The sequence below is a fragment of the Pseudomonas sp. CLCA07 genome (assembly GCF_053615335.1).
On record NZ_CM132131.1, the window covers coordinates 3,278,076 to 3,302,339 of the forward strand.

Consider the following 24,264-nt stretch of genomic DNA (forward strand, 5'->3'; position numbering starts at 1 on the left):
AAATTGTCTATACTTTTTCGTAATTAACAATATGCCAAACTATTGACCTTGCAGTTGCCATCCTAAACACTCGTCCCAGTAATGTCACATTGATATTTAGGTAACGAACTGTCCTGCCGAGTGTGATCCCGTTCTAACTTTCTACTTTCCGACGTACGGTATTTCAGGCAGCCATTATCCAATGCAGTCGTACGTTCTGAAGTGATTCAGGACAAGACGTCCTGGGGGAATTCGAACCATTCGTCAGCAACTGTTCAAGTCTTCACCCAGCGCCAATGCGGCCAGTTTTGTTCAGGAACAGAGCCTTATGCAGGCAATACAACAGGCACTGGAGGTCCATCCGGAAGTCCAGGCAAGTATTAATAGTCGATTGGCCGCGGATTATCGGTTAAAGGCGGCCAAAGGTGGATCCCTTCCCCGGGTCGATCTGCCGGGCGGTTATGGTCGTGAAGGCCGCTTAACAATATGTCGATCACAACACCGGCGTGCGCACCGCATTTTAGAAACAGTTCAGTCTCTGTGAGCGCAACTTGATCGACAGCGAAAACGAACTGTTTAACGCTTTCTGTTGTTTGGCTGAGATCAAAACTATTCAGTTATTTACTCAATACCGAATCAAGGCGACCATGTGCGAGTTGCTCAAGCGCCAGGGAGTGGTCGCACCACTAGCTTTCGTTGTGCAAAACGACGTGAAGCCGCAGGTTCAGCTCCCCGGGATGAATTGAGTCCTCCCTTTTTACCGTTAGCCAAGAGTGTCGAGCGTGGAATCAGAAGTCAGTCGGGTTCAACTCATCCATGATCCACGCACGCTGCATGACGATCCGTTACTGGATGGCCTGCTAGCCCTTTGCACATTGCATCAGAAGCCGGCCAGCGCCGCGATGTTGACCACCGGCCTGCCATTGCCCAAGCAACGCCTGAGCGTCGAGTTGCTACCTCGCGCAGCGGCTCGCGCCGGCCTGCAAGGTCGGGTGTTGCAACGCAAGCTTGAGCAGATCCCGGCGATTGCGCTGCCGGCACTGTTGTTGCTCAAGGACGGTCGCAGTGCGGTTCTGCTCGGCTGGCTGGGTGACGACCAGGCTCGCGTGCTTCTGAGCGAAAGCGATGGCGGCGAAAGTGTCGTCAGTCGCGAGTTGCTCGCCGATGACTACACCGGCAAAGTGTTTTTCGCTCAACCCCAGCACAAATTCGACGTCAACCACGGCACGCTGATCCCGCGCGCACGCTCGTGGTTCCGCGACACCCTCAAGCGTTCGCGCTGGCTCTACGCTGACGCCATCGCCGCCAGTTTCCTGATCAACATCATCGCCATGGCCGCGCCGCTGTTCGTGATGAACGTCTACGACCGCGTCGTGCCGAACCAGGCCGAATCGACCCTGTGGGTATTGGCCATCGGCATTACCGGTGCTTACCTGTTCGACCTGATCCTCAAGAGTCTGCGCAGTCTGTGCCTGGACCTGGCCGGCAAGAAAACCGACCTGATCATCTCCGCCACGTTGTTCGAACGCATCGTCGGCATGGCCATGAAGTACCGACCGGCCCGGGTCGGCAGCTTCGCCCAGAACATCCATGAGTTTCAGAGCCTGCGCGACTTCCTCGCCTCGCTGACGCTGACCAGCCTGATTGATCTGCCATTTACGCTTCTGATCTTCATGGTCATCGCAATTATCGGCGGGCACCTGGTGTGGATTCCGGTGCTGGCGTTCCCGATTGCCTTGCTGATCGGCTACGCACTGCAGAAGCCGCTGGTGGCGACCATGGAGCGAACCATGGCCCTGGGCGCCGAGCGTCAGTCGAGCCTGATCGAAACCCTCGCCGGCCTCGACGCGGTGAAGGTCAACAACGCCGAAAGCGAACGTCAGTATCAGTGGGAACAAACCATTGGCACCCTCAGCCGCCTCGAACTGCGGGTGAAAATGCTCTCCGGCCTGGCGATGAACATCACGTTGCTGATCCAGCAGCTGGCCGGGGTCATCATGATCGTCTTCGGCGTGTACCAGATCATCGCCGGCAACCTGAGCATGGGCGGTCTTATCGCCTGCTACATGCTCAGCGGTCGTGCCCTCAGTCCGCTGGCTTCGCTGTCCGGCCTGCTGACGCGTTACCAGCAAGCGCGGGTGACCATGACCTCGGTCGATCAAATGATGGAGTTGCCGCAAGAGCGCAACTTCGAAGAGCGCCCGCTGAGTCGCAAGGTGCTGCAAGGCGGCATCGAGTGCCGGCAGATGAACTTCACCTACCCAGGGCAGCAGAACCTGGCGCTGAAGAACATCAACCTGAGCATAAAGCCGGGCGAGAAGATCGGCATCATCGGTCGCAGCGGTTCGGGCAAAAGCTCCCTGGCCAAACTGGTGGTGGGGCTGTACCAGCCGGACGACGGCGCGCTGTTGGTGGATGGCGTCGACATTCGCCAGATCGACGTGAGCGAATTGCGCTACAACATCGGCTACGTCGCGCAGGACATCCAGCTGTTGGCGGGCACCCTTCGCGATAACCTGGTGTCGGGCGCACGCTATGTCGAAGACGAATTGGTCTTGCAAGCAGCCGAACTGGCCGGTGTGCATGAATTCGCCCGTCTGCACCCGCAAGGTTATGAGCTGCAAGTCGGTGAGCGCGGGCAGAACTTGTCTGGCGGTCAGCGCCAGAACGTCGCACTGGCCCGGGCATTACTGCTCAATCCGCCGATTCTGCTGCTCGACGAACCAACCAGCGCCATGGACAACACCGGTGAAGAGCGCCTCAAACAACGCCTCGCGGCCATGATTGAAAGCAAGACTGTGGTGCTGGTCACGCACCGGGCTTCACTGTTGTCGCTGGTGGATCGCTTGATCGTCATCGACCGTGGACAAATTCTCGCCGATGGCCCGAAAGCCGTCGTGATGGAAGCGTTGAAGAAGGGGCAGATCAGTGTTGCTTAAGTCGGGTTTCAAGAATGCGATCGGTCGTTACTTCAAAGGCTCCGATTCACTGCATGGCCAGCCTTTGCCCGAGGTCAACAAAGCCCTCATCGAAGACGCCCCGCGTGTGGTGCGGTTGACGATCTGGGCAATCATCGGATTTTTCGTGTTTCTGATGCTCTGGGCCAACTACGCCGTGATCGACGAGGTCACCAAGGGCGACGGCAAGGCGATTCCGTCGTCCAAGATCCAGAAAATCCAGAACCTTGAAGGCGGGATCGTCTCTGAGTTGTTCGTCAAGGAAGGGCAGATTGTTGAGGCCGGTGCGCCGCTGATTCGCCTGGACGATACGCGCTTTGCCTCCAACGTCGGTGAAACCGAAGCGGATCGATTGTCGATGCTGCTGCGGGTTGAGCGCTTGAGTGCGGAAGTTGACGACCGTCCGCTGAATTTCCCGGCGGATGTGCTCAAAGCCGTGCCCATTCAGGCGGCCAGCGAAGAGTCGCTGTACACCAGCCGTCGTCAGCAACTGCACGATGAAATCGGTGGTTTGCAGGAGCAATTGATCCAGCGTCAGCAAGAGCTGCGTGAATTCACCTCTAAGCAGTCGCAGTACCGTAACGGGTTGGCGTTGCAACGCCAGGAAATCAACATGTCCGAGCCGTTAGTGGCCCAGGGCGCGGTGTCGCCGGTTGAAGTGCTGCGGCTTAAGCGTGGGGAAGTCGAAACGCGCGGGCAACTGGATGCCACGACGCTGGCGATCCCTCGTGCCGAATCGGCGATCAAGGAAGTGCAGCGCAAGATCGACGAGACGCGTGGCAAATTCCGCAGCGAAGCGCTGACCCAACTGAACGAAGCGCGCACCGATCTGAACAAGGCCCAGGCCACTGGCAAAGCGCTGGAAGACCGGGTCAGCCGGACGCTGGTGACATCGCCGGTACGTGGCATCGTCAACAAGTTGTTGGTGAACACCATTGGCGGCGTGATTCAGCCGGGCAGCGATCTGGTGGAAATCGTGCCGCTGGACGACACCTTGCTGGTCGAGGCGAAAGTTCGTCCGCAAGACATCGCCTTCCTGCATCCGGGGCAAGAAGCGACGGTGAAGTTCACGGCGTACGACTACACCATTTATGGTGGGTTGAAGGCCAAGCTTGAACAGATCGGCGCTGACACCATCACCGATGAAGACAAGAAGAACACGTACTACATCATCAAGCTGCGCACTGATCGCAGCCATCTGGGGACGGATGAAAAGCCGTTGCTGATCATTCCGGGGATGGTGGCGTCGGTGGATATCATCACCGGCAAGAAGTCAGTGCTCAGCTATTTGCTCAAGCCGATTATTCGGGCGCGGGCTGAGGCGCTGCACGAGCGGTAGTTCTCGGCTGCGGCTGCCGGCCTCATCGCGGGCAGCCCGTTCCCACAGGACCGTGTTGATCACACGAGCCCTGTGGGAGCGGGCTCGCCCGCGATGGCGGCCTCAAGAACGGTAAACATCAAAAGCCATATCGTTATTCATTAACGGTATTTAAAATTAAATTTTTATATCTATAAAGTCACTCTCCTGCGTACCTGCCGACCAATCGGCGCGCCGCACGACACGAACCAACACGGGACCTCCGTGAGTTTCTTGATCGACGCGCGCGCCTTTGAGCGTGCCGTGCGTGGGAGTGATTTTTATGTCAGCCGTCTCTTTGTCTTCAGCGAATGCCTCTCAAAGCATCGCGCCTCAAATCTTCGATATCCGCCCGTTCAGCGGCGCCGTTGGTGCCGAAATCATCGGCCTCGACCTGTCTCGGCCAATCAACGATCAGGACTTCGCCCGCATCCATCGCGCGCACCTGGATCATCACGTCGTGGTGTTCCGCGACCAGCGTATTAGCCCTGAGCAGCAGATCGCCTTCAGCCGTCGATTCGGCGTGTTGCAGATCCATGTACTCAAGCAATTCCTGCTGGCCGGCCACCCGGAGATCCTCATCGTTTCCAACATCATCGAAAATGGCCAATCCATCGGCCTCGGTGATGCCGGCAAGTTCTGGCACTCCGACCTGTCCTATAAAGAGCTGCCCAGCCTGGGCTCGATGCTGCACGCCCAAGAATTGCCGTCCGAAGGCGGCGACACCTTGTTCGCCGACATGCACAAAGCCTGGGACAACTTGCCCGACGCGTTGCGCAAAGCGGTCGAAGGCCGATCCGCGGCGCATTCCTACACCGCGCGTTACAGCGAGACCAAATTCGAAGGCAACTGGCGCCCGACTCTGACTCCGGAGCAGCTCGCACAAGTCGCCGAAGTGGTTCATCCGATCGTGCGCACGCACCCAGAAAACGGACGCAAGGCGTTGTTCGTCAGCGAAGGCTTTACCACGCGCATCGTCGGTTTGCCGGAAGACGAGAGCAAGCAACTGCTTGATGAGCTCTACGCCCATAGCGTGCTGCCGCAAAACATTTACCGCCATCGATGGCAGCCCCAAGACCTGGTGTTCTGGGACAACCGCTCGCTGATCCACCTCGCCGCCGGATGCCCCAACCATCTGCGCCGCAAGCTGTTTCGCACCACCATCCAGGGCGACGCGCCTTTCTGATTTGTCGGAGAATTCTCATGTCCAAACGTCTTCCATTTGCGCCGCTGGCGGCCGCCATCGGTCTGGGTTTCAGCCTGATCGCCGGCAGCCTGGTGGCGCCGACCGTGGCCCACGCCGAAGGTGAAATCCGCATCGCCGAGCAGTTCGGCATTGTTTACCTGTTGCTCAATGTGGTGCGCGATCAGAACCTGATCGAGAAGTATGGCAAGCAGGAAGGCATCGACATCAAGGTCGACTGGACTCAGCTGTCTGGTGGCGCGGCGGTCAATGACGCGCTGCTCTCCGGTTCGATTGATATCGCTGGCGCTGGTGTCGGCCCGTTGCTGACGATCTGGGATCGCACCCACGGCAAGCAGAACGTCAAAGCCGTGGCTTCCCTCGGCAACTTCCCTTACTACCTGGTGAGCAATAATCCTAAAGTTAAAACCATCGCCGATTTCACCGAGAAGGATCGTATTGCGGTGCCGGCTGTTGGGGTTTCAGTGCAATCGCGTTTCCTGCAATACGCGGCGGCCAAGCAATGGGGTGACAAGGAGTTCAATCGCCTCGACAAGTACACCATCGCGGTGCCGCACCCGGACGCCACGGCCGCGCTGGTGGCCGGTGGCACCGAGTTGTCAGGGCACTTCTCCAACCCGCCGTTCCAGGATCAGGAGCTGGCCAACCCCAACGTCCATGTGGTGTTGAACTCCTATGACGTGCTCGGCCCGAACTCACCGACGGTGCTGTTCGCCACCGAGAAATTCCGTGACGAGAACCCGAAAACCTACAAGGCCTTCATTGCGGCGCTGACTGAAGCGGCTGAATTTGCGCAGAACGATAAAGGCGCGGCAGCCGACACGTACCTCCGCGTCACGAAGGCGAAAATCGACCGCGCCGCGTTGCTGAAAATTATCGATAACCCGCAATTCGAATTCAGCATCACGCCGAAAAATACTTATCCGCTGGCCGAGTTCCTCTACCGGGTCGGCGCGATCAAAAACAAACCGGATTCGTGGAAGGACTACTTCTTCCAGGACACCAAACCGCTGCAAGGGAGCTGATTGTCATGAACGCCCCTTTGCAAGGCCACACGGTCAGCAAATCGAACGCGGCAGCCCAAGCGCTGCTGTCGGTCGACAATGTCAGCCTCGAATACCGCACGCCGCAGCGTGTGGTTCGGGCGACCCATCAAGTCAGTTTTGAAATCGATCCGGCGGACCGCTTTGTGCTGCTCGGCCCGTCCGGTTGCGGTAAATCGACGTTGCTCAAGGCTGTCGCAGGTTTTATTCAGCCTTGTGAGGGTGAGATTCGCCTGCAAGGGCAAACTGTCCACGCGCCGGGCCCGGATCGAATTGTGGTGTTCCAGGAGTTCAATCAACTGCCACCGTGGAAAACCGTCAAACAGAACGTGATGTTTCCGCTGCTGGCGTCCAAAACGCTCAAACGTAAAGAGGCTGAAGAGCGGGCGCTGCACTATCTGGAGAAGGTGGGGCTGGCGGCATTTGCCGATGCTTATCCGCATACCTTGTCCGGTGGCATGAAAGCGCGAGTCGCCATCGCTCGCGCCTTGGCGATGCAGCCGAAAATCCTCTTGATGGACGAACCCTTCGCCGCCCTCGATGCGCTGACCCGCCGCAAGATGCAGGAAGAATTGCTGCTGCTCTGGGAAGAGGTGCGTTTCACGCTGTTGTTCGTCACGCACTCCATCGAAGAGGCGCTAGTGGTGGGCAATCGCATTTTGCTGTTGTCGCCGCATCCGGGCCGGGTACGGGCAGAAGTCCACAGCCATCAATACGATTTGCACAGCCTCGGCGGCGTTGCGTTTCAGGAGTCGGCGCGACGGATTCATCGGTTGTTGTTCGATGAAGGGCTATCTCCGGAAACCGAGCGTGAGCTGGATTTTTCCGATATTCGCATCGCTTATTGAGCCATTGAGAGGTTTGCCCGATGAGCCATTTATCATCTGTGCGTGAAGAGTTCGAAACCGTTTTACAGCCGCTGACCAGCGTACCGCTGGAACGTGAACTGCCGCTTGGTCAGCGCCTCTGGCAACAGGGCTGGATTCGTAAAAGCCTGATCCTGATTTTGCTGGCGGTGCTGTGGGAAGTGGTTGCCCGTGTTCAGAACAACGACCTGTTGCTACCAAGTTTTCTGCAAACCGCCAGCGCGCTGTATGACGGTTTGCTCACTGGCGAATTGCTGGGCAAAGTGTGGATTTCGTTGGTGGTGTTGCTCAAGGGTTACCTGATCGGCATCGTCCTGGCATTTGCCCTGACCACATTGGCGGTGTCGACCCAGTTTGGTCGCGACCTGTTGAGCACATTGACCTCGATGTTCAACCCTCTGCCGGCGATTGCGTTGTTGCCACTGGCACTGCTGTGGTTCGGCCTGGGGCAGAACAGCCTGATTTTTGTGCTGGTGCACTCAGTGCTTTGGGCCTTGGCCTTGAACACCTATGCCGGGTTTCTCGGTGTCTCGGAAACCCTGCGCATGGCCGGGCGCAACTATGGCCTCAAGGGCATGCGGTTCGTGCTGTTTATCCTGATCCCGGCCGCGTTGCCATCGATCCTTGCCGGGCTGAAAATCGGCTGGGCCTTTGCCTGGCGCACGTTGATCGCCGCAGAGCTGGTGTTTGGCGCGACCAGCGGCAAGGGTGGGTTGGGTTGGTACATATTCCAGAACCGCAATGAGCTGTACACCGACAAGGTGTTTGCCGGGTTGGCGGTGGTGATCCTGATCGGATTGCTGGTGGAGAACCTGGTGTTCGACACGCTGGAACGGGTGACCGTGAAGCGGTGGGGGATGCAGCGGTAAGTTGCGGTGTCTGGTCTGACGCCTTCGCGGGCAAGTCGAATCGTCGCATCGCCGCTCCCACAGGGTGATGCGTCGAACACATAGTCCGCATCCACTAAAGATCCCTGTAGGAGCGGGCTTGCCCGCGAAGGGGTCAGTCCAGCCAACACACCAGTTGGGGGAGTTTGCTAGCATTGCGTCTGAATCAATCCAGATTAGCCACGAGTGCTCAGCATGCAACTCCCGGACATGAACCTGTTGGTCGCCCTCGACGCTTTGCTCGACGAAGGCAGTGTGGTCGGCGCTGCACGGCGGATGAACCTCAGCCCGGCGGCCATGAGCCGAACGCTGACGCGGATACGCGAGGCCATCGGCGACCCGATCCTGGTGCGTGCCGGTCGTGGCTTGGTACCGACGCCCAAGGCGCTGGAATTGCGTGAGCAGGTACGTGATGTGGTCGAGCAAGCCGCATTGCTATTTCGCTCGGCCGATGTGGTAGATCTCGGTTCGCTACGCCGGCGGTTCAGTATCCGCGCCAATGACTTTTTCGTCGGCGTCTATGGCGGCAAGCTGTTTGACACCATGGAACGCCAAGCGCCGCATTGTGAATTGCGCTTTGTGCCGGAAGGCGATGGCGATGATGAAGCGCTGCGCGAAGGGCGGATCGATTTAAGTGTGAGTAACAATCGTCCCGTCATGCCGGAAGTGAAAGTGCAGAACCTGTTCTCAACGCACTTTGTCGGTCTGGTGCGCGAGGATCATCCACTGTTCGATGACGAGATTACCGCCGAGCGTTACGCCGGTTTTTCACATATCAGCATGTCGCGCCGTGGCATTGCTCGCGGGCCGATCGACACGGCGCTCAACGCTTTGGGGCTGGAGCGGAGGGTTGCAGTGATTGCGCCGAGCTTCCATGCGGCGATGTTCGCGCTGCCAGACTCCAATCTGATTCTGCCAGTGCCCAAAGAGGCGTTGCTGAGTGTGCGGCGCCTGGGCTTGAAACTGCGCTCGTTCACGCTGCCGATTCCGCTGCCCACACTGATGCTGACCCAGGCCTGGCACCCCAGGTTTGACAATGACCCGGCTCACCGCTGGCTGCGTGAAACCCTCAAAACCTGCTGCGACGAGACGTGGCTCGCAGCACAACCCACCTGAAATTGATCCCCAATCCCTGTGGGAGCGAGCCTGCTCGCGATAGCGGTGGGTCAGTCACTATAGATGTTGAATGTGAAGGCCCAATCGCGAGCAGGCTCGCTCCCACAGGGGTTTTTGTATTGCTGCGTCTGGCGCATTTATAACCTGCCAATAAGTCAATTTTCGTCAGTCATCGCGCTTCTTAGAATGCCCTGGTACTCAATCCCCGGAGCATTCAGTAATGACTTCCCTCACGGTCACGGCACCACTCGCCGCGACCCGTCCAGCCGCTGTCGCACCACCGGTCTTCGGCCCACGGATCATCATCGGTCTTGTGGGCGTGTTATTGGCGGTGCTGGTCTCGGGCCTGAACGAGATGGTAACCAAGGTTGCCCTGGCGGACATTCGCGGCGCGTTGGCCATCGGCTACGACGAAGGCACCTGGCTGGTCGCCAGTTACACCGCGACCTCGGTGGCGGCCATGGCGTTTGCGCCATGGTGCTCGGTGACGTTTTCGTTGCGGCGTTTCACCCTCTACGCCATCAGCGCCTTCACGCTGTTAGGCGCGTTGAGTCCGTTCGCCCCGAACTACGAAAGCCTGCTGGTCCTGCGCACGTTGCAAGGTTTGGCGGGCGGCGCGTTGCCGCCGATGTTGATGACCGTGGCGCTGCGATTCTTGCCGGCCAATGTGAAGCTCTATGGCTTGGCCGGTTATGCCCTGACAGCCACCTTCGGCCCCGGGCTCGGCACGCCATTGGCCGGGTTGTGGACCGAGTATGTCGGTTGGCAATGGACGTTTTGGCAAATCATCGTGCCGTGCCTGATCGCCCTGTTGGCGGTGTCTTACGGTTTGCCACAGGACCCGCTGCGCCTGGAACGCCTCAGGCACTTCAACTGGCGCGGTCTGTTGCTGGGATTTCCAGCGATCTGCCTGTTGGTGATCGGCGTTCTGCAGGGCAATCGATTGGACTGGTTAGAGTCGAGCCTGATCTGCGGATTACTCGGCGGTGGGTTGCTGTTGATGGTGCTGTTCCTGATCAATGAATGGTCGCAACCAATTCCGTTTTTCAAGATGCAGATGCTTGGTGTCCGCAACCTGTCCTTCGCCTTGCTCACCTTGGCCGGGGTGCTGGTGGTGTTGCTGGCGATGATCATCATTCCGTCCGCTTATCTGGCGCAGGTGCAGGGTTATCGCCCCATCCAGACTGCGCCAATCACGCTGTTGGCGGCGTTGCCGCAGTTGATTGCGCTGCCGTTGGTGGCGGCGTTGTGCAACCTGCGATGGGTTGATTGCCGCTGGGTGCTGGGTATCGGCTTGAGCATGTTGGCGCTGTCTTGCATCGGCGGTTCACTGCTGACGTCGGCGTGGATTCGCGACGATTTCTACGCGCTGCAACTGCTGCAAATCTTCGGTCAGCCGATGGCGGTGCTGCCACTGCTGATGCTCGCGACCGGCAGCATTTCGCCCATGGAAGGACCGTTCGCCTCGGCCTGGTTCAACACGGTGAAAGGCCTGTCCGCGGTGCTCGCCACCGGCGTCATTGAGGCGTTGACCACTTCCAGGCTGCACTTCCACTCAACCATGTTGGTGGACAACCTCGGTAATTCGCCACTGGCCGACAGCGACAGCGCAGGTCTCGCTCATCGGCTGCATGAGCAAGCCGTGGTGCTGACTTCTTCCGATCTTTATCTGTGCATGGCGGGCGTCGCACTGGCGTTGATCCTGCTGATTTTCTGGTTGCCGACGCGGGTTTATCCACCGCGCGCGCCGACTTGAACGCTTCACTGAAACAGAAGGTTTTTATGACGATTCAAACAAAGCAAAAAGTGGTTGTCGGTATCGCCGCCGTGATGGCGGTCGGCGTGCTGATTTATCTGCTGGCGCCAGGCTTCTTCGGTCAGCGCGTGCAGCAAAAAACCAATGATGCCTTTGTCTCGGCGGACTTCACGCTGGTGGTCCCGCGCGTGGCCGGGTTTATCAAGGACGTGTTGGTGGAAGACAACCAGCAGGTCAAGGCCGGGCAGTTGCTGGCGTTGATCGATGATCGTGATCTGCGAGCCGCGGCCCAAGCGGCTGACGCCGAGACCCTGGTGGCGAGAGCACAGCTGCAAAATGCCCGGGCGACCCTTGAGCGCCAGGCTTCAGTGATCGCTCAGGCTCAGGCCTCGGTGGCATCGGCCAAGGCTGAAATGGCCTTCGCTGAGCAAGAGTTGAACCGCTACAACCACCTGGCGGGCGTTGGGGCCGGCACGGTGCAGAATGCTCAGCAAGCGCGCACGCGTATTGATCAGGCCAATGCGCGGTTGGCCAATGCAACGGCGGTGCTGGCGGCGGAACGCAAGCAAGTGGACATCCTGACAGCCCAATGCGACGCGGCGGAAGGTGGGCTGAAACGTGCGCAAGCTGCCCTGGAAATCGCCAGTTACGAGCTGTCTTACACGCGCATTGTTGCGCCACAGGATGGCATGGTCGGCGAGCGCGCGGTACGAGTCGGCGCCTATGTGACGCCGGGCAGCAAGATACTGGCGGTGGTGCCGCTGGCACAGGTTTACGTGGTCGCCAATTTTCAAGAAACTCAACTGACCAACGTACAGCCGGGGCAGAACGTGCAGGTACGGGTCGACAGCCTCGGCGATGAGACCCTGCACGGTCGTGTCGAGAGCATAGCCCCGGCGACGGGGGTGACGTTCGCCTCGATCAAACCGGACAACGCCACGGGCAATTTCACCAAGGTTGTGCAGCGGATCCCGGTGAAAATTGTCCTGGAACCGGGTCAGGCACTGGCCTCGCGGTTGCGGGTGGGGATGTCGGTGGAGGCGAGTATTGATACTGCGAGCGCGGTGTCGCATGAGGTGACTCCGCGATGAAGATGTTTGTTGGCTCGGCAGACGTCATCGCGAGCAGGCTCGCTCCCACATTGAATCGGTTCAATGCACACAATCTCTGCCCAAAAGGAGATCCCCTGTGGGAGCGAGCCTGCTCGCGAAGAGGCCGGTGGCCTTGTGCAGTTCTCGGCGCTTTATTGGTGACAGGCCTTTCAGCCTGCACCGTCGGCCCGGACTTTCACAAACCTCAGGCCCCGCAAATCAGCGAATGGTCAAAACCGTCAAAAGCCGCTGCCAGCCAAGCCGTCACCGCAACGATCGAGGAGCGCTGGTGGGACGTGTTCCACGATCCGATACTCTCGGGCCTGACCCAACGCGCCCTGACCGATAACCTCGACTTGAAACTCGCCAGCAGCCGTTTGCAGCAAAGCCGCGCCGCGCGCCAGGTGATCACCGCCAACCGTTACCCCAGCACGGCGGCCGCTGGCAGCTATGGACGCAAACGTTACAGCGGCCAAGGCTTGAACGATCCATCGGGACATAACGGTGACTCGGCATTCAACCTGTGGGACGCCGGCTTCTCCGCGTCCTGGGAGCTGGATTTCTGGGGGCGCGTGCGCCGCGAAACCGAAGCCGCCGACGCCACGCTTGAAGTGGCCGAAAACGATCGTCGGGGTGTGTTGCTGTCGGTGCTCGCAGAAACCGCTCAGGACTACATTCAGCTGCGCGGCGTGCAAAGCACTCGGGCCGTCACCGAGCAGAACCTCGATGTCGCCCGCCACAGTTTGAAACTCTCGCAACTGCGCCTGGCCGACGGCGTTGCCACCGACCTCGATGTTGCCGAAGCCGCCGCTCAAGTCGCCGCCATCGAATCGCGCCTGCCCGAGCTGGAGCAGCGGCAGTCGCAACTGATCAACGCATTGAGCCTGCTGATGGGCGAACCGCCGCAAGCGCTATACGCCGAGTTATCCACAGACGCGCCCGTACCGCAAACCCCGCGGCAGGTCGCTATCGGCCTGCCGTCGCAACTGGCCGAACGCCGCCCGGATATCCGCCAGGCTGAAGCGCGCTTGCATGCCGCTACGGCGAGCATCGGCGTGGCCAAGGGGGACTTCTACCCGAGGATCACTCTGTCGGGCAACATCGGTTCGCAAGCCATGCAGCTCCGCGATTTTGGTTCGTGGGGCTCGCGCTCGTTCGGCATCGGCCCGCAATTCAGCCTGCCGCTGTTTGACGGCGGTCGTCTACGCGGCGTGCTGAACTTGCGCGAAGCCCAGCAACAGGAAGCCGCCATCGCCTACCAGCAAACCGTGTTGCGCGCCTGGCATGAAATCGACGATCAACTGACCGCCTACAACGCCCGACAACTGCGTCGCGACAGCCTCGCCGAATCCGTCCGCCAAAACCAGATCGCCCTGCGTACTGCGCAGCAGCAATACACCGAAGGCGTGGTGGACTTCGTCAATGTGCTCACGGTGCAAGGTGCGTTATTGGCGACTCAGGAGCAGTTGGTGGAGAGTTCGACCGGGGTATCGCTGGCGATGGTCGGGTTGTACAAGGCTTTGGGCGGGGGATGGGAGTCGGTGTATCCGGTGGCAAGCGTCGTTACCAATAATCCGGCTTGATGGCGGGCGCCTTGTGTGTTGGCACCCGGTTTGGAAATTGATGCTTTTGCAGCTCTTCTTCGGTGACGACTCGTCGCATCCAGTGTGAGAGTTCTTTTAAAGAGCCTGGCGAAGGACGGTTTAACTCAGCCCGGTGGGGAAGAATGACCCCGACTTTCATATCAGGGAAATCCTCTCGGATTGCTCTCAGGGCTGGAGTCATGTCTGTATCACTGGATACCAGCACCAGTTGTTCGATTTGGTCATGGATATGGAGCTTGGTCTGCCTTGCTGCTGTGCGATACATGCTAATTGCAATGTGGACATCTGTTTCTTTCTCTTCAAGCTTCCAGATGTCCACTTTGTCCTGGCGAGATGCGCCGATTTTTCTGTCAATGAAACGAGGGGCTTTAGCGGGCTCAAGTTTATGGCGACCATAGTGAACGGCAACATTGGTCGTCTTTAACGCGCGCACATAGGTGTCTTGAGCTTCTTTGGAGGCTCTGCCGCGAGTAGCAAGTTCTGGTTTGACGGATGAGGTGAAGTAATCAACGGAGATGATCGAACTCTGCGGATTCTCGATGTACGCGACATGGGCCAGCAAGCCTTGGAGATTAAGCCATTTATACGGTGTGCCCGCGAGTAATCCATAGAACATGTTGTAGCCATCAACAAAGAAAGCAGTTCGCAAAAACTCATACCTCAGAAACGAAAAAACCGGCCTAGGCCGGTTTCTTCACCCCAACTGCCAGTGAATTTAATCTCTGCGTACGGGGTTCAGTGGGGGGATCGTAAGTCGGGTGCGGCACGGGCGTCAACCCGTAGATTGATTAACGCTCTACTCGACTTTCAGCGGCGAGCCAGTTTTGAGCATTCGTCCGGTGGATGGTCAAGGTGTTATCGACTCAATCTATTAGTGTTTGCTACAGGATGAATGTTTAAGTGCTATATCTCTGTAAAAGTGACGATTGTCCACAGCTCATCTCGGTAAGGATTGAATGTAGATTCCCCGTTTTGTGTGGGATTTATTACCGAGAGGCAGTGCAGAAAAACCATGCACCCGTTCGGAGACATTTGGCATTTTTGAAACAACCCATTTCCATCCAGTAATCGCTCACCGCTTGATGCACTCCCACACGTTTTAGCCCCCACTCGACCGGCAGGGGATACGGTCGCCGATGTCGCTGGTCGTAAAGCCAGCATCGACGACGAACCTGCACCGTCTTACAGTGATCCATAAGCTTCGTGATCTCGGGCCAGTTGCGAGGGGAGGCAATGGAAGTGCACAGAGAAACATCACTTGGCGGCACCCAGGATCCGCACGCAGTGCCCGGTGGTTGGGCGGTTGTGCAGCGTTGGCTGCGGTGGGCGCAGGAACACCGGTTGGTGCCGATTCTGGCGCTGGCGGCCTTGGTGCGTTTCTACGATCTGACGGCGGCGGCCGTCTGGGGCGACGAAGGGTCTAGCCTGTTGATGAGCCACTACTCAGTGGCTGAAATATGGGTGCATGCCGCCCACGATGTGCACCCTCCGCTGTATTTCGTGCTGCTGCATGGCTGGATCGCGTTGTTCGGCGACGGCATTTTTTCGATCCGCTGTCTCAGCGCGCTGCCCGGAATCGCCACGGTGTGGCTCGGCGTCTGGTTGGTGGACTTGATCGCCACTCGGCGTGCTGCGTTGCTGGCCGGTTTACTGCTGGCGCTGCTGCCGACGGCGGTACGTTACAGCCAGGAAGTGCGGATGTATTCGCTACTGGGCCTGTGGCTGATCGGTGCCACGATTGCGCTGGTTTACTCGATCAGGCATCCCCGGCGCACACGCTATCTGGTGGCGTATGTGCTGCTGATGAGCGCGGCGTTCTACACCCATTACTTCACCGCCCTGTGCGTGATGTGCCACTGGCTGTATCTGGGGCTGATTCGTGTACTGCCAGGCTTTCGTTTGCGTAGTATTCAACGCCCCGGCTGGTGGCTGGCGAATGTGGCAATCGTGTTGCTGTACCTGCCGTGGGTGCCGAACCTGATCGATTTGATCCAGCACATGGATCAGCTCAAAGCCAATGGCGATGTGGGGTGGGAGTCGCCGGTCACGTTTAGCTCGTTGCCGTCGATGATCTGGTCGTTACTGACACAGGACGATGGCGAAAACCTGCCGACGCTGATTTTTATCGCGCTGCCGCTAGCGTTGCTGGTCATTACTGGCGTGGCGCTGGCGCGGGACCGCAGCGTCATTCGCGGCAGTGTGCTGCTGGTGACCTACACGGCGTTGCCAATGCTGTTGGTGTTTGGCGTGTCATTTATCTCGCCGGTGTTCATTGAGCGCTATCTGACGGCCTATGCACTGGGGTTGCCGATGATTGTCGCACTGGCCATTGATCGCCTGTACTCAGGCTTGCGAGTGCTGGCGTTGACCGTGCTGGTGCTGTTTGTCGGCGTCGAACTGGTCGGTTTGAAGAACAACACCTCGGTCGATCCCAACAATCAGATCAACGTATTGGTCGACTACGTTAACCAGCATTTTGTTGCTGGTGACCGAATCGTCACCAGCGACATGCTTTGGTACCTTCCCTACGTCTATTACAACCGCGCCGGTACCCAACCGCTGCTATATACCCCCCCGCTAGCCAATGGTGGGTCGAGCCGGCCAAACGCCTATGGTTTCGGCACTCTGGTCACCCGGGACATTTACCTGGACCGCCTCGACAGCTTGCCCAAAGGCACTGGGCGTGTGTGGCTGATTGGCACCGTCGGTGCGCCGGACGAGTTTGCGCCGCTGCCATCGGGCTGGCAGAGCGCTGGCGAAACGCGGGCAGGATGGGTTAACGCGCGCTTGTTTGTGCGGCATTGAAAGCGTTGGCGTGATGCTGTTGCGAACTTTCACGGCTTCGACGACAAATCCGCCATCCCTTTGAGCAATTCAATCGGCAGCGGAAAGACTATGGTCGAACTCTTGTCCCCAGCGATCGAGCTCAGCGTCTGCATGTACCGCAGTTGCATGGCCCCAGGCTGACGGCCGAGCATTTCAGCGGCCTGCATGAGTTTTTCCGAGGCCTGCAATTCACCTTCGGCGTGGATCACTTTGGCCCGGCGTTCCCGTTCGGCTTCGGCTTGTTTGGCGATGGCGCGGACCATCGATTCATTGAGGTCCACATGTTTGATCTCGACGTTGGCAACCTTGATACCCCAAGCGTCGGTCTGGGCGTCGAGCACTTGCTGGATGTCTATGTTCAATCGCTCGCGCTCGGCGAGCAGTTCGTCGAGTTCATGTTTACCGAGGACTGCTCGCAGTGTGGTCTGGGCCAATTGGCTGGTGGCCGCGAGAAAGTCTTCGACCTGGATGATCGCCTTCTGCGGATCAAGCACGCGGAAGTACAGCACCGCATTGACCTTGACCGAGACGTTGTCGCGGGTGATGACGTCTTGCGGTGGCACATCGAGGACGACGGTCCGCAGGTCGACACGGACCATTTGCTGGACCACCGGGATCAACAGGATCAAACCGGGACCCTTGACCTGCCAGAAGCGTCCGAGCTGGAATACCACGCCGCGCTCGTATTCGCGAAGGATGCGGAAGGTCGACCCCGCCAGTGCAATTACCAATAGCAGCAGCGCGGCGAAACCTAATTGCAGGCCCATGACTATTCTCCCACCGGCGCCGCGTCAGCCGCGGCCACTTGCAACAGTAATCCTTTTCGCGCCACCACCCGGACGTGTTGCCCCGGCTGCAGCGGTGTCGAGCTTGAAACCTGCCAGCGCTCCCCTTGCAGATGCACCCAGCCGTTACAGGCATTGCCGGGCAGTAACGACAAGACCGGTGTCACGCTGCCCAGCAGTCCGGCGTCGCCGCTGACAGTGCGGCGCGGTCGGGTTTTCAGGGCGTGGATCAGCAGGAAAATCAGCAACAGGGCACTCACCAGCCCCAGGCCGATCATCAAGGGAACAGGCACCTCGGTGTTGGTCAGAATCACCGCGCCGATCACGAACATCACAATGCCACCCAAACCGATCACGCCGTAATTGGGCAACGCGGCCTCGGCGATCAGAAAGGCGATGCCAAATGTGATCAACCAGATCCCGATAGGGTTTGGCATCAGCAGCACAACGGTATCGGCTGCGAACACCGATCCGCTCAACGCCAATAGCAGCGCTACGACACAGCAACGAGTATTCACTTGACCCTCCGCGAGAGTCATTAGGTGGCTCTGTATACAGTTTAGTTGAGCCTCGGCGTATCTGAATTATGCTCACTTTTCGACGGCGTCCGATGGGCGGATTTCCCGCCGGAATGTGCCGGCAGGCCTAGACTTTTAGTACGAAGAAAAGCGTTAACCATCGTCCGCCCGTCACGGGAACGGACACCGAGGTGCATCATGCGAATGGCAAGAACCGTGCAGAGAAGCCTGGAAACGGCTCAATGCGAATACGACATCGTCACCCATCCCCATTCAGCTAGCAGCCTGGAAACGGCGCGGCTCGCGGGCATTCCAGCAGAACGGGTAGCCAAGTCGGTCATCCTCGACGATCGCCATGGCCATTACCTGATGGCGGTACTTCCCGCCAGCCGCCACCTGGACCTGAGCAAAGTCCGCAGCAGTGGCGAATGGCAGGTCTCGCGGGAAAGCAACCTGCCGCACCTGTTTGATGATTGTGAACGCGGTGCCATACCTGCCCTTGGCGAGGCGTATGGGCTGGACGTGGTCATCGACCCACTACTGACCCGCCAGAAAGACATCTATCTGGAAGCCGGCAACCACATCAACCTGCTGCACATGGACATGCCGGAGTTCCTGAGAATGGTGCCGCATGCCGAGGTGCGGGAATTAAGTGATTGAGTGTTGTGTCGTCAATGCTGCCGTCATCGCGAGCAGGCTCGCTCCCACAGGGATCTCGTCGTACCTGTGGGAGCGTGGCTTGCCCGCGATTGACTGCACCGCAGTCACCCATTCATTTGCCCTGAAAAAAGGAGCCCGACATGGAATCCCCAACCCACAGCCTCCCCTCCCTGTTCAAACAACTCGGTCTGGAGGATGACGCCGAAAGCATCGATAAATTCATCGCCACCCACTCACCGCTCAAGCCCGAATTGCACCTCGCGGATGCGTTTTTCTGGAGCGAGAGTCAGGCGCAGTTTTTGCGTGACGATATTCTTGATGACGCCGATTGGGCGGAGGTGGTGGATCAATTGGATGTGTTGTTGAGGAAGGGGCGGGGGGTATAAATATTCCAAACCTATGAACGTGCGCGGTCGCCCTGATCGCGCCAATTTGTTTCAAAACTTGACCACCTTTCCCTCCAAATGCGATATTGATAGTTAGCAAACTAACAGTGTGTGTTTTCCCCTGTGCCGAAAAACCTCGACGCTCTCCAGATGAACATCAGCAGCTCCATGGTGGTGGCCGCCAGGCATTGGCGCAAGATCTGCCAGACCACGCTGGTCAACTATGGAATCTCTGAAGCCTGCGCCGTCCCGTTGTTGATGATCGGGCGCCTGGGCGAGGGCGTGCGGCAGGTGACGGTGGCGCAGGCAGCGGGGATGGAGAGTCCGTCCCTGGTGCGTTTACTCGATCAGCTGTGTCATTCGGGTTATGTCTGCCGCACCGAAGATGCCCATGACCGGCGCGCCAAATGCCTGAGCCTGACCGAAACCGGTCGCGAACTGGTGCAGGCGGTCGAAATCGAGCTGGTGCGATTGCGTCACGAGGTGCTTGAAGGCATCGATCAAGGCGATCTGGAGGCAACGCTACGGGTATTGAGAGCCTTTGAAGCGGCGAACGCGCCGTCGGTGGTCAACCCTTGAACGGTTTTTTCACCGGAATGCCCGCGGCGCGGGACTGGTTCTACGGTGTGCGCACCTTTGCTGCCTCGATGATCGCGTTGTACATCGCCCTGCTCATGCAAATGCCACGTCCGTATTGGGCGATGGCCACGGTCTACATCGTTTCCAGTCCCTTTGTCGGTCCTACCAGTTCCAAGGCGCTCTATCGTGCAATTGGCACCTTTATCGGGGCGGCGGCAGCGGTTCTGTTTGTGCCCATGTTTGTCCAGAGTCCTTACGTATTGGTGGTGGTCATCGCGCTGTGGACCGGGATTTTGCTGTTCCTGTCCTTGCACCTGCGCACCGCCAACAACTACGCCTTGATGCTGGCCGGTTACACCTTGCCGCTGATCGCCCTGCCGGTGGTGAACAACCCGTTGGGGGTATGGGACGTCGCAGAAGCGCGGACTGAAGAAATCTTCCTCGGCATCGCCGTGGCTGCCGTGGTCGGCGCCATGTTCTGGCCTCGGCGGCTGGCGCCGGTGTTCAACGATTCGGTGAGCAAATGGTTTACCGATGCCTCGACTTACAGCCTGCGTTTCCTCGGCCGTCAGGTGCAACCGGATGAAGTCAGCGCGCTGCGCTCCGCCATGGTGGCGACCTTCAACACTCTGGAATTGATGATCGGTCAGTTGCCGCACGAGGGTGCGCGCCGGCAAACCGTACGAAATACCAAAGAACTGCGTGGGCGGATGATTCACCTGTTGCCGGTGATCGACGCCCTTGATGACGCGCTGTATGCCCTTGAGCGGCGCACGCCCGAGCTGGTGGATAAGTTTGCACCGTTGCTGGCGGCCACCACCGAATGGCTCAATCACAAAGACGCCGACCTCGCTCGCTGGCAGGCACTGAAAGACCAGCTGGAAGCCTTGCAACCTACCGCCGAAGCCCTGAATGATCGCAAACAGCTACTGTTTTCCAACGCGTTGTATCGCCTCGGCGAGTGGATCGATCTGTGGCAAGACTGCCGCAGCCTGCAATACGCCATCCAGTGCGAAAGCCAGGACAGCTGGCGCGCGGTGTATCGCCACTGGCGCCTCGGTCGCCTGTCGCCATTTCTCGACCGTGGATTGATGCTCTACTCGGCGGTTTCCACGGTCAGCGCCATCATCGTCGCCTCAGTGCTGTGGATTCTGCTCGGCTGGACGGACGGAGGGTCCGCGGTGATTCTGGCCGCGGTGGCGTGCAGCTTTTTCGCCTCGATGGATGACCCGGCGCCGCAGATTTACCGGTTCTTTTTCTGGACCGCGATGTCGGTGTTGTTCGCCAGCCTGTATCTGTTTCTGGTCTTGCCCAACCTGCACGACTTCCCAATGCTGGTGCTGGCGTTTGCCGTGCCGTTCATCTGCATCGGCACCCTGACGGTCAAGCCGCAGTTTTACCTGGGCATGCTGCTGACCCTCGTCAACACCTCGTCCTTTATCAGTATTCAGGGCGCCTACGATGCGGACTTCCTCAGCTTTGCCAACTCCAACCTGGCCGGTCCCATCGGATTGTTGTTTGCCTTCGTCTGGACCCTGATCGCCCGACCGTTTGGTGCGGAATTGGCGGCCAAGCGGCTGACCCGTTTCAGTTGGCGCGACATTGTCGGCCTCACCGAACCGGCCACTTTGGCTGAACACCGGCGATTGGGCATCCAGATACTGGATCGCCTGATGCAGCACTTGCCGCGTCTGGCCATGACCGGCCAGGACACCGGCATCGCGTTGCGAGAAGTGCGTGTGGCGCTGAACCTGCTCGACCTGCTGGCCTACACCCCGCGGGTGGTTGGTGTCCCGCAGGCGTTGCTGCATCAAGTGGTGGCGGAAGTCGGTGAGTATTTCAAGGACTGCCTCAAAGCGGGTGAGCGACTGCCGGCACCGAGCCCGTTGCTGATGACCCTCGACCGCACCCGCCGTGCGCTGGATACGGAATGCGAAGAGGAAGCACGTCTGAATCTGCTGCATGCCCTGAGTGGCCTGCGTCTGGCGTTATTGCCCGGCGTGGAATTCGTCAGCTCGGGCGAACTCGAAGAACCGCTGCCCCATGGCATCGATGGAGCCCCTTTATGATCGGTGATGTGGATCTGAGCGGGGTGTTACTGCCCACGCTGCTGGTACTGATGGGCATTACGTATATGTTTTACCTGCTGGTGCACGGGTTGCTGATGCGCCTGCACTTTTACCGTCTGGTCTGGCACCGGGCATTGTTCAACGTGGCTCTCTACGCTTTGCTGCTCGGCGCCGTGGACTCACTCAGTCGATACCTGATGACATGAAAAAACCTTTTTTGACCCTGGGGCGCGTGGTGCTGACCCTGTTGATCGTGACCTTCGCCGTCGTCGTGGTCTGGCGCATGGTGATGTACTACATGTTTGCGCCGTGGACCCGCGATGGGCATATTCGGGCCGACATCGTGCAAATCGCCCCTGACGTCTCCGGGTTGATTCAGCAAGTTGACGTGCGTGACAACCAGTTGGTGAAACGCGGCCAAGTGCTGTTCAGCATCGATCAGGACCGTTTCAAACTGGCCCTGCGCCAGGCCAAGGCGGCGGTCGCCGACCGTCAGGAAACCCTGGCTCAGGCACAACGCGAAGCCAAGCGTAATCGTGGGCTCGGCAATCTGGTGCCAGGCGAACAACTGGAAGAAAGCCAGTCCCGGGTGGCACGCGCCGAGGTGGCGTTGATGGAAGCACAAGTGGAAGTGGACAGTGCTCAATTGAACCTCGACCGCTCGACCATCCGCAGCCCGGTCGATGGCTACATCAACGACCGTGCACCGCGTGTGCAGGAATTCGTCACGGCCGGGCGGCCGGTGTTGTCGGTAGTGGACAGCAATTCATTCCACATCGACGGCTATTTTGAAGAAACCAAACTGGACGGCATTCATGTCGGCCAGAGCGTCGACATTCGAGTGATCGGCGACCGCGCGCGGCTGCGCGGCCATGTAGAAAGTATCGTTGCCGGCATCGAAGACCGCGACCGCAGCATCGGCAGCAACCTGCTGCCCAACGTTAACCCTGCGTTTAGTTGGGTGCGATTGGCACAGCGGATTCCGGTGCGGATTGCCTTCGACGATGTTCCGGCGGACTTCCGCATGATCGCCGGGCGCACCGCGACCGTGTCGATCATCGACGATCAAGCGCAGGGGCCAGCGAAATGAGCAGAGCTTCGGGTTTGGTGGTGGCCGGATTAGGCTTGCTGTTGTCTGCGTGTCAGATGGTCGGGCCGGATTATCATTTGCCCGAAGAGGCGGCTGTCCATCGACCCGACTTGCAGGGCGATCTGGCGGTCGACGGCAAAACGGTGGTGTCCGCACCGGTGCCAGCCGATTGGTGGCGTCTATACAAGGACCCGCGACTCGACCAATTGGTGCAACAGGCCATGGCGTCCAATACCGATTTGCGCGTTGCGGCGGCCAGTCTGTCGCGGTCCCGCGCTCAGGTCGATGAGGCAGAAGCGGCGGGTGGCTGGAGCGGCGGCGTGAAGATGGGCGCCCAGCGATTGCAGGAGTCCGGCCAGGCGTTCCTGATTCCGGAAAAAGTGCCGGTGGCCAACATTGGTGATATCGGCATAAGCGCGTCGTACCAGTTCGATCTGTTCGGCACGTTGCAGCGCGGCATCGAAGCGGCCAAGGCCAACGCCGATGCGACGCAGGCAGCTGCCGATACGGCTCGCATCACCGTGGTGGCCGACGTGGTCCGGGCCTACACCCAGGTGTGCGCGGCCAATGAGGAGCGGGAGATTGCCCAGCACTCCCTCGACCTGCAGGCCCAGAGCACCACGCTGATCCAGCGCCTGCGCGATGCCGGCCGTGGCGACGAAACCCAGGTCACCCGTTCGCAAACCCAGTTCAAGTCCCTGCGCGCCGACATGCCGCGCTATGAGGCCTCGCGTCAGGCCGGGCTGTATCGCCTGTCGATGTTGCTGGCCAAGCCAGTGGATCAACTGCCGGCTGGCACCGCCACCTGCGACGAGCTGCCGAAAATCGCGCAATTGATTCCGGTGGGCGATGGCGCCGCGTTGCTCAAGCGTCGTCCCGATGTGCGGCAGGCCGAGCGCCGGCTGGCGACTGCGACGGCCGGGATTGGCGTCGCCACGGGTGAGCTATACCCGAACATCAGCATCGGAGCGACCATCGGTACCGTCGGTATCCTCGACGATCTCGGCGACCCGTCCACCAACCGTTGGGGCTTCGGTCCGTCGCTGACCTGGAACGTGCCGACCAACGGCGCCCGGGCACGCATCCGCGAAGCCGAAGCGGTGACCCAGGCGACGCTGGCGCATTTCGATGGGGTGGTGCTCAACGCCATTCGCGAAACCCAGACCAGCCTGGCCCAGTACACCGCTTTGTTGCAACGTCGTGACGCCCTGGCAGACGCCGAGCAATCGGCAAGACTGGCAGCGGACCAGACGCACCGTTTCTTCCAGGCCGGCCGCGAATCGTTCCTCGCGGACCTGCAAGCTACCCGCACCTACACGGATGTCACGGCGCAACTGGCCGCTGCCAACACCCAGGTTGCCGCCAGCCAGATCGATTTGTTCCTCGCACTGGGCGGCGGCTGGGAAAGCGGACGAACGCAAGCCACGAACACCAGCAAACCCTGAGGCCGTTGCTATGCTTTGATTTGATGAAGTCACACTTCGACTTCAT

General features: G+C 59.2%; 21 protein-coding genes and 2 pseudogenes. 20 read left to right on the plus strand and 3 right to left on the minus strand.

Translation table 11 applies throughout. The features are described from left to right. Window positions 1-307: 307 nt before the first annotated feature. The 12 genes and pseudogenes from ACWGZX_RS15125 to ACWGZX_RS15180 form a co-directional block, all read left to right on the plus strand. Window positions 308-394 (plus strand): annotated as a pseudogene (locus ACWGZX_RS15125) (hypothetical protein); the annotation flags it as partial. 67 nt (window positions 395-461) lie between these two features. Beyond that, window positions 462-725: pseudogene (locus ACWGZX_RS15130) on the plus strand (TolC family outer membrane protein); the annotation flags it as partial. A gap of 36 nt (window positions 726-761) precedes the next feature. Continuing rightward, window positions 762-2,918, plus strand: a complete 2,157-nt coding sequence (locus tag ACWGZX_RS15135; RefSeq protein ID WP_452628875.1) for a type I secretion system permease/ATPase — start codon at window positions 762-764, stop codon at window positions 2,916-2,918. Next, complete coding sequence (locus ACWGZX_RS15140) at window positions 2,908-4,275, plus strand: HlyD family type I secretion periplasmic adaptor subunit (RefSeq protein WP_452628876.1); 1,368 nt, start codon at window positions 2,908-2,910, stop codon at window positions 4,273-4,275. The genes ACWGZX_RS15135 and ACWGZX_RS15140 overlap by 11 nt, the downstream gene beginning before the upstream one ends. Window positions 4,276-4,576: 301 nt before the next feature. Next, window positions 4,577-5,479 (plus strand): TauD/TfdA dioxygenase family protein, encoded by a 903-nt coding sequence (locus ACWGZX_RS15145; RefSeq protein WP_452628877.1) that lies wholly within the window; start codon window positions 4,577-4,579, stop codon window positions 5,477-5,479. Window positions 5,480-5,496: 17 nt separating this feature from the next. After that, window positions 5,497-6,522 carry an ABC transporter substrate-binding protein gene (locus ACWGZX_RS15150; RefSeq protein WP_452628878.1) on the plus strand — a complete coding sequence of 342 codons (1,026 nt, stop codon included), beginning with the start codon at window positions 5,497-5,499 and terminating at the stop codon, window positions 6,520-6,522. Window positions 6,523-6,527: 5 nt separating this feature from the next. Continuing rightward, window positions 6,528-7,388: an ABC transporter ATP-binding protein gene (locus ACWGZX_RS15155; protein WP_452628879.1), complete on the plus strand. Its 861-nt coding sequence runs from the start codon at window positions 6,528-6,530 to the stop codon at window positions 7,386-7,388. Between the two features lie 20 nt (window positions 7,389-7,408). Then, window positions 7,409-8,275 (plus strand): ABC transporter permease, encoded by an 867-nt coding sequence (locus ACWGZX_RS15160; RefSeq protein WP_452628880.1) that lies wholly within the window; start codon window positions 7,409-7,411, stop codon window positions 8,273-8,275. A gap of 213 nt (window positions 8,276-8,488) precedes the next feature. After that, entirely contained in the window at window positions 8,489-9,409 is a 921-nt protein-coding gene (locus ACWGZX_RS15165; RefSeq protein WP_223521071.1) for a LysR family transcriptional regulator, read from the plus strand. A gap of 220 nt (window positions 9,410-9,629) precedes the next feature. Beyond that, window positions 9,630-11,165 carry an MFS transporter gene (locus ACWGZX_RS15170; protein ID WP_452628881.1) on the plus strand — a complete coding sequence of 512 codons (1,536 nt, stop codon included), beginning with the start codon at window positions 9,630-9,632 and terminating at the stop codon, window positions 11,163-11,165. A gap of 26 nt (window positions 11,166-11,191) precedes the next feature. Next, window positions 11,192-12,256: an HlyD family secretion protein gene (locus ACWGZX_RS15175; protein ID WP_452628882.1), complete on the plus strand. Its 1,065-nt coding sequence runs from the start codon at window positions 11,192-11,194 to the stop codon at window positions 12,254-12,256. Beyond that, window positions 12,253-13,839, plus strand: a complete 1,587-nt coding sequence (locus ACWGZX_RS15180) for an efflux transporter outer membrane subunit (protein WP_452628883.1) — start codon at window positions 12,253-12,255, stop codon at window positions 13,837-13,839. The genes ACWGZX_RS15175 and ACWGZX_RS15180 overlap by 4 nt, the downstream gene beginning before the upstream one ends. Here ACWGZX_RS15180 and ACWGZX_RS15185 read toward each other — a convergent pair. After that, entirely contained in the window at window positions 13,820-14,509 is a 690-nt protein-coding gene (locus tag ACWGZX_RS15185) for an NYN domain-containing protein (RefSeq protein WP_007946234.1), read from the minus strand. The genes ACWGZX_RS15180 and ACWGZX_RS15185 overlap by 20 nt on opposite strands. A 584-nt stretch (window positions 14,510-15,093) precedes the next feature. Here ACWGZX_RS15185 and ACWGZX_RS15190 point away from each other — a divergent pair. Beyond that, window positions 15,094-16,665: a glycosyltransferase family 39 protein gene (locus tag ACWGZX_RS15190; RefSeq protein WP_452628884.1), complete on the plus strand. Its 1,572-nt coding sequence runs from the start codon at window positions 15,094-15,096 to the stop codon at window positions 16,663-16,665. Window positions 16,666-16,694: 29 nt separating this feature from the next. On the opposite strand, the gene ACWGZX_RS15195 is transcribed toward ACWGZX_RS15190, so the two are convergent. Together ACWGZX_RS15195 and ACWGZX_RS15200 are read right to left on the minus strand one after the other, a co-directional pair. Next, the gene (locus ACWGZX_RS15195) at window positions 16,695-17,453 is read right to left on the minus strand and encodes a slipin family protein (RefSeq protein ID WP_452628885.1); all 759 of its coding nucleotides are present in this window, start codon (window positions 17,451-17,453) and stop codon (window positions 16,695-16,697) included. 2 nt (window positions 17,454-17,455) lie between these two features. Next, window positions 17,456-17,989 carry an NfeD family protein gene (locus tag ACWGZX_RS15200; RefSeq protein WP_452628886.1) on the minus strand — a complete coding sequence of 178 codons (534 nt, stop codon included), beginning with the start codon at window positions 17,987-17,989 and terminating at the stop codon, window positions 17,456-17,458. A gap of 198 nt (window positions 17,990-18,187) precedes the next feature. Between ACWGZX_RS15200 and ACWGZX_RS15205 the strand changes: the two genes are divergently transcribed. From ACWGZX_RS15205 to ACWGZX_RS15235, 7 genes are all read left to right on the plus strand, one after another. After that, window positions 18,188-18,649, plus strand: coding sequence for an aminoacyl-tRNA deacylase (locus ACWGZX_RS15205; protein WP_223520516.1), 462 nt, complete (start codon window positions 18,188-18,190; stop codon window positions 18,647-18,649). Window positions 18,650-18,789: 140 nt separating this feature from the next. Beyond that, complete coding sequence (locus ACWGZX_RS15210; protein ID WP_452628887.1) at window positions 18,790-19,035, plus strand: DUF2789 domain-containing protein; 246 nt, start codon at window positions 18,790-18,792, stop codon at window positions 19,033-19,035. 150 nt (window positions 19,036-19,185) lie between these two features. Further along, window positions 19,186-19,614, plus strand: coding sequence for a MarR family winged helix-turn-helix transcriptional regulator (locus tag ACWGZX_RS15215; protein ID WP_223520508.1), 429 nt, complete (start codon window positions 19,186-19,188; stop codon window positions 19,612-19,614). Beyond that, complete coding sequence (locus ACWGZX_RS15220; RefSeq protein ID WP_452628888.1) at window positions 19,611-21,683, plus strand: FUSC family protein; 2,073 nt, start codon at window positions 19,611-19,613, stop codon at window positions 21,681-21,683. Before ACWGZX_RS15215 ends, ACWGZX_RS15220 begins: the two co-directional genes overlap by 4 nt. Further along, window positions 21,680-21,889 (plus strand): DUF1656 domain-containing protein, encoded by a 210-nt coding sequence (locus ACWGZX_RS15225; protein WP_452628889.1) that lies wholly within the window; start codon window positions 21,680-21,682, stop codon window positions 21,887-21,889. Before ACWGZX_RS15220 ends, ACWGZX_RS15225 begins: the two co-directional genes overlap by 4 nt. Then, window positions 21,886-22,773, plus strand: coding sequence for an efflux RND transporter periplasmic adaptor subunit (locus ACWGZX_RS15230; RefSeq protein WP_452628890.1), 888 nt, complete (start codon window positions 21,886-21,888; stop codon window positions 22,771-22,773). Before ACWGZX_RS15225 ends, ACWGZX_RS15230 begins: the two co-directional genes overlap by 4 nt. Continuing rightward, window positions 22,770-24,218, plus strand: a complete 1,449-nt coding sequence (locus tag ACWGZX_RS15235; protein WP_452628891.1) for an efflux transporter outer membrane subunit — start codon at window positions 22,770-22,772, stop codon at window positions 24,216-24,218. Before ACWGZX_RS15230 ends, ACWGZX_RS15235 begins: the two co-directional genes overlap by 4 nt. Window positions 24,219-24,264 lie beyond the last annotated feature (46 nt).